Raw genomic sequence first — 4,282 nt, forward strand, 5'->3', positions numbered from 1 at the left:
CGAGTCGGGGTGTCATATTCAACGTGAGAAGTGTTGATGGTGATACCACGTGCTTTTTCTTCCGGCGCGTTATCGATCTGATCGAATGCGCGAGCAGCACCGCCGTAGGTTTTAGCCAGAACGGTAGTGATTGCAGCGGTCAGCGTTGTTTTACCATGGTCAACGTGGCCGATAGTACCGACGTTAACGTGCGGTTTAGTACGTTCAAATTTTTCTTTAGACATCGATTGTCCCTCTAAGACACGGATAAATCGGTGATATCACCACATCAACCAGGCAATATACCTGAGCTGTTGAATGCTTTTAAAAGTAAACAGAGAGAAACGGGAAGGAGAAGTGAAGTGGTGCTGATACCCAGAGTCGAACTGGGGACCTCACCCTTACCAAGGGTGCGCTCTACCAACTGAGCCATATCAGCACGTCTGGAGCGGGCAGCGGGAATCGAACCCGCATCATCAGCTTGGAAGGCTGAGGTAATAGCCATTATACGATGCCCGCATCCTGAAACTCGGCTACCCAGTTCTTTCTGTAACAAAAAAGAGATTTCTCTCTTTTATGTTTGAGCTGATTAAATTTTTTAACCAACTCAGGCGGCGATAACGCTGCCAGAAAGTGGTGGTGGGGGAAGGATTCGAACCTTCGAAGTCTGTGACGGCAGATTTACAGTCTGCTCCCTTTGGCCGCTCGGGAACCCCACCGGACTTGATGGTGCCGACTACCGGAATCGAACTGGTGACCTACTGATTACAAGTCAGTTGCTCTACCTACTGAGCTAAGTCGGCATCAAGTAGCGCGCATTTTATGGATACCTGCGTACTCATGCAACTAAAAAATTGCATAAAATGTTCTTCCGCTCACATTTTGCACTATACGTCCGATAAATAATCTATTTCTTGTCTAAATTGCACAAATTTCCAACGGTGGGCGTTATAACCGGAGAGGGTTTCGCTCCGTTATTCACGTCCGGGCAGAGCGAAAGCACATCTTTATACATCTGGAATACTCGTCACAATGCTTTTCAGGGGACGATTTTTTCTTATTATTCCCCCTCATCTGGTGTTACCCTCCTGCCCATTGTCCAAATTAACTGAAATGTGCGTGCCATTGCGTGCCGGGGATGATTTCGTTTTTTATCACTGACCTGATATAGCAATGACAGCCAGACCATGCGTATGAGTATAAAAGAGCAAGCGTTAACGTCGCCTTACCTACAGTTTGATCGCAGCCAGTGGGCTGCGCTTCGTGATTCAGTGCCGATGACCCTGACCGAGGAAGAGATTGCTCGTCTGAAAGGCATTAACGAAGACTTATCGCTGGAAGAAGTTGCTGAGATTTATTTGCCTCTATCGCGTTTGCTAAATTTTTACATCAGTTCAAACCTGCGACGCCAGGCTGTTCTGGAGCAATTTTTAGGCACAAACGGCCAGCGAATTCCTTATATCATTAGTATTGCAGGCAGTGTTGCGGTGGGTAAAAGTACAACCGCGCGCGTTTTGCAGGCACTGCTGAGCCGCTGGCCAGAGCACCGCAAAGTTGAGCTGATTACGACCGATGGTTTTCTTCACCCAAACCAGGTGTTGAAAGAACGCGGACTCATGAAGAAGAAAGGCTTCCCCCAGTCTTATGATATGCACCGTCTGGTAAAATTTGTTTCCGACCTGAAGTCAGGCGTCCCTAACGTCACTGCCCCGGTCTATTCTCATCTGATCTATGATGTGATCCCTGATGGCGACAAAACGGTTGCCCAGCCGGATATATTGATTCTCGAAGGGTTAAATGTATTACAAAGCGGAATGGATTACCCCCACGACCCGCATCATGTATTTGTTTCTGACTTTGTCGACTTTTCTATTTATGTTGATGCGCCAGAAGAATTACTCCAGACGTGGTATATCAACCGCTTCCTGAAATTCCGCGAAGGGGCATTTACCAACCCAGACTCTTATTTCCATAACTACGCGAAATTATCCGAGGATGAGGCTATCAATACAGCAATGTCGCTCTGGAAAGAGATCAACTGGTTGAATTTAAAACAGAATATTTTACCGACGCGTGAAAGAGCCAGCTTGATTATGACCAAAAGCGCCAATCATGCCGTTGAGCAAGTTAGGTTAAGAAAATAAATAAAAAAGGGGAGCCGATGCTCCCCTTCTTCTTATTATTCCGCACTTCTGAGCGATATTTCTCCGCCCATCCATGGCTTTATCTCACCATTTTGCTCAAGCAATAGTGCACCTTGAGCATCTATTCCCCGCGAGATACCAAATATTTCTTTATCGCCAATAATGAGTTTAACCGGGCGGTTGATAAAGTTATCAAGTACCTTCCAGCGTGATAAATAAGGCACCAACCCCTCTTGCTCAAACAGTATCAGCGCAGCACGAAGCTCGCGGATCAGCCGGGCCGCAAGCGTATTACGGTCAATGTTTATGCCTGCTTCCTGTAGGTTAATCCACCCCTGATTAACCACATTCTCTTCGACCCGACGCATAGACATGTTAATGCCGGCACCAATAACAATTTGCGCGGCATCACCAGTCTTCCCGGTGAGCTCAACCAATATACCGGCCAGTTTTCGATCGAGCAGGTAGAGATCATTAGGCCATTTCACACGGACTTTATCCGCCCCCAGATCGCGTAAAACCTCAGCCATGACGATACCAATGACCAGACTCAGGCCAATCGCCGCTGCCGGGCCCTGCTCCAGGCGCCAGAACATAGAGAGATACAGGTTAGCACCAAATGGCGAAAACCATTTACGCCCACGCCGGCCACGACCAGCCTGCTGATACTCCGCCACGCAGGCATCTCCGGATGCCAGTTGCCCAATTCGATCCAGCAGATACTGGTTGGTTGAATCAATTACGGGTAGAACAGTGATGTTTCCGCCGCCCAGCTGAGAATGAATAACGGATGAGTCTAGTAGCTGGATCGGCTCTGGTAAGCTGTAGCCTTTACCTGGAACAGTAAATACATCAACACCCCAGTCGCGCAGCGTCTGGATGTGTTTGTTAATCGCTGCACGACTCATTCCCAGTTTTTCACCGAGTTGCTCACCTGAATGGAATTCGCCATCAGCCAATAATGAGATGAGTGTCAGGGGGACGGTATTATCCTTCATGCGATGATCTCCACAGCATTCACTTCACCCTGCGGGCCCATAAATCTAACCTCTGGTTCAAGCCAGACATTAAACTTCTCACCCACTTTATGTCGTACATGATGTGCAAGTTGCACGACATCCTGGCTCGTCGCATTACCTGCATTGATCAGTACCAGTGCCTGTTGTTGATGTACTGCTGCGCCACCAATACGCATGCCTTTGAGCTGACACTGATCGATAAGCCAGCCAGCGGCCAGCTTCACTGAACCATCGGCCTGCGGGTAATGAGGTGCAGTCGGGAATTTTGCCAGGAGCTCCTGCGCAATATCTGCGGTGACAACCGGATTTTTAAAGAAGCTTCCTGCATTACCGTTCACTTTTGGATCGGGCAGCTTTGTCATACGCATATGGCAAACAGCGTCAAAAACCTGCTGAGGTGTCACGGTTACAGGATCCAGACGCGTCAGGTCACCGTAAGTCAAAACGGGCTGCCACTGTTTAGACAAGCGCAGACCAACGGCTACAATCGCGAAACGATCCTGGTACTCATGTTTAAAGATACTGTCACGATAACCGAAACGACATTCTGCGGCGTTAACGCGCAGATGTTTGCCGGTCGAAAGCTCAATGCAGTCCACGTATTCGCAAACGCGCTGAAGTTCCACACCATAAGCGCCAATGTTCTGGATTGGCGATGAACCCACGCAGCCTGGGATAAGCGCCAGATTTTCCAGCCCAGGCATACCAAGCTGCAATGTATGCTGTACCAGATGATGCCAGTTCTCACCAGCCCCAACGTGTAAATGCCACGCATCAGGTTGTTCAGTAATCTCTATCCCCTTGATACGATTGACGATCACCGTGCCATGGAAATTATCAAGGAACAGGACGTTACTCCCCTCGCCCAGGATCAGTACTGGATGATGTGATGCATTGGCTGATTGCCAGGCATTCAATAATTGTTGCTCATTTTCGGCGCAGACAAGTTCGTTAGCTTGCTGATCGATGCCGAAGGTATTCCAGGCTTTAAGGGAGTGATTCATAGACGCTTTCCTGATGCAAAATCGCGCTTAGTTTACCGCATATGCCGCAGGATGGCTTGTGTTATGGAGGCTCAGGGTATTGCTTTGCACCCGATGGTGCCGCGATGTGCCTGATGCGCTGCGCTTATCAGGCCTA

The 4,282-nt window shown here is 48.7% G+C and carries 4 protein-coding genes, 4 tRNA genes and 1 pseudogene; 2 read left to right on the top strand and 7 right to left on the bottom strand.

The genetic code is table 11. From position 1 onward, the window contains the following. The 5 genes from FDX19_RS01235 to FDX19_RS01255 form a co-directional block, all read right to left on the bottom strand. The coding region (locus FDX19_RS01235) for a GTP-binding protein (protein ID WP_001403315.1) at nucleotides 1-224 on the bottom strand (224 nt) is incomplete at its 3' end. A gap of 118 nt (nucleotides 225-342) precedes the next feature. After that, nucleotides 343-418: transfer RNA gene (locus FDX19_RS01240), tRNA-Thr, on the bottom strand. Nucleotides 419-423: 5 nt separating this feature from the next. Next, nucleotides 424-498: transfer RNA gene (locus tag FDX19_RS01245), tRNA-Gly, on the bottom strand. A 115-nt stretch (nucleotides 499-613) separates the two neighbouring features. Further along, nucleotides 614-698, bottom strand: a tRNA-Tyr gene (locus tag FDX19_RS01250). An 8-nt stretch (nucleotides 699-706) separates the two neighbouring features. Beyond that, nucleotides 707-782: transfer RNA gene (locus FDX19_RS01255), tRNA-Thr, on the bottom strand. Nucleotides 783-801: 19 nt separating this feature from the next. Here FDX19_RS01255 and FDX19_RS25385 point away from each other — a divergent pair. Continuing rightward, nucleotides 802-870, top strand: a pseudogene (locus tag FDX19_RS25385) (hypothetical protein); the annotation flags it as partial. A 302-nt stretch (nucleotides 871-1,172) separates the two neighbouring features. Further along, a complete protein-coding gene (coaA, locus tag FDX19_RS01260) occupies nucleotides 1,173-2,123 on the top strand; it encodes a type I pantothenate kinase (RefSeq protein WP_137381306.1) in 951 nt (316 codons plus the stop codon). A 35-nt stretch (nucleotides 2,124-2,158) separates the two neighbouring features. Here coaA and birA read toward each other — a convergent pair whose 3' ends face one another. Further along, complete coding sequence (gene birA, locus FDX19_RS01265; protein ID WP_137381307.1) at nucleotides 2,159-3,121, bottom strand: bifunctional biotin--[acetyl-CoA-carboxylase] ligase/biotin operon repressor BirA; 963 nt, start codon at nucleotides 3,119-3,121, stop codon at nucleotides 2,159-2,161. Beyond that, nucleotides 3,118-4,146: a UDP-N-acetylmuramate dehydrogenase gene (gene murB / locus FDX19_RS01270; RefSeq protein ID WP_137381308.1), complete on the bottom strand. Its 1,029-nt coding sequence runs from the start codon at nucleotides 4,144-4,146 to the stop codon at nucleotides 3,118-3,120. The genes birA and murB overlap by 4 nt, the downstream gene beginning before the upstream one ends. Nucleotides 4,147-4,282 lie beyond the last annotated feature (136 nt).

This window comes from Citrobacter sp. wls619 (assembly GCF_005281345.1).
Classification (GTDB): Bacteria; Pseudomonadota; Gammaproteobacteria; order Enterobacterales; family Enterobacteriaceae; genus Citrobacter.

What these genes read in the sequence shown, in the direction of transcription:
- coaA (WP_137381306.1), top strand. Translation starts at nt 1,173, where the DNA reads ATGAGTATAAAAGAGCAAGCGTTAACGTCGCCTTACCTACAGTTTGAT.
- birA (WP_137381307.1), bottom strand. Translation starts at nt 3,121, where the DNA reads ATGAAGGATAATACCGTCCCCCTGACACTCATCTCATTATTGGCTGAT.
- murB (WP_137381308.1), bottom strand. Translation starts at nt 4,146, where the DNA reads ATGAATCACTCCCTTAAAGCCTGGAATACCTTCGGCATCGATCAGCAA.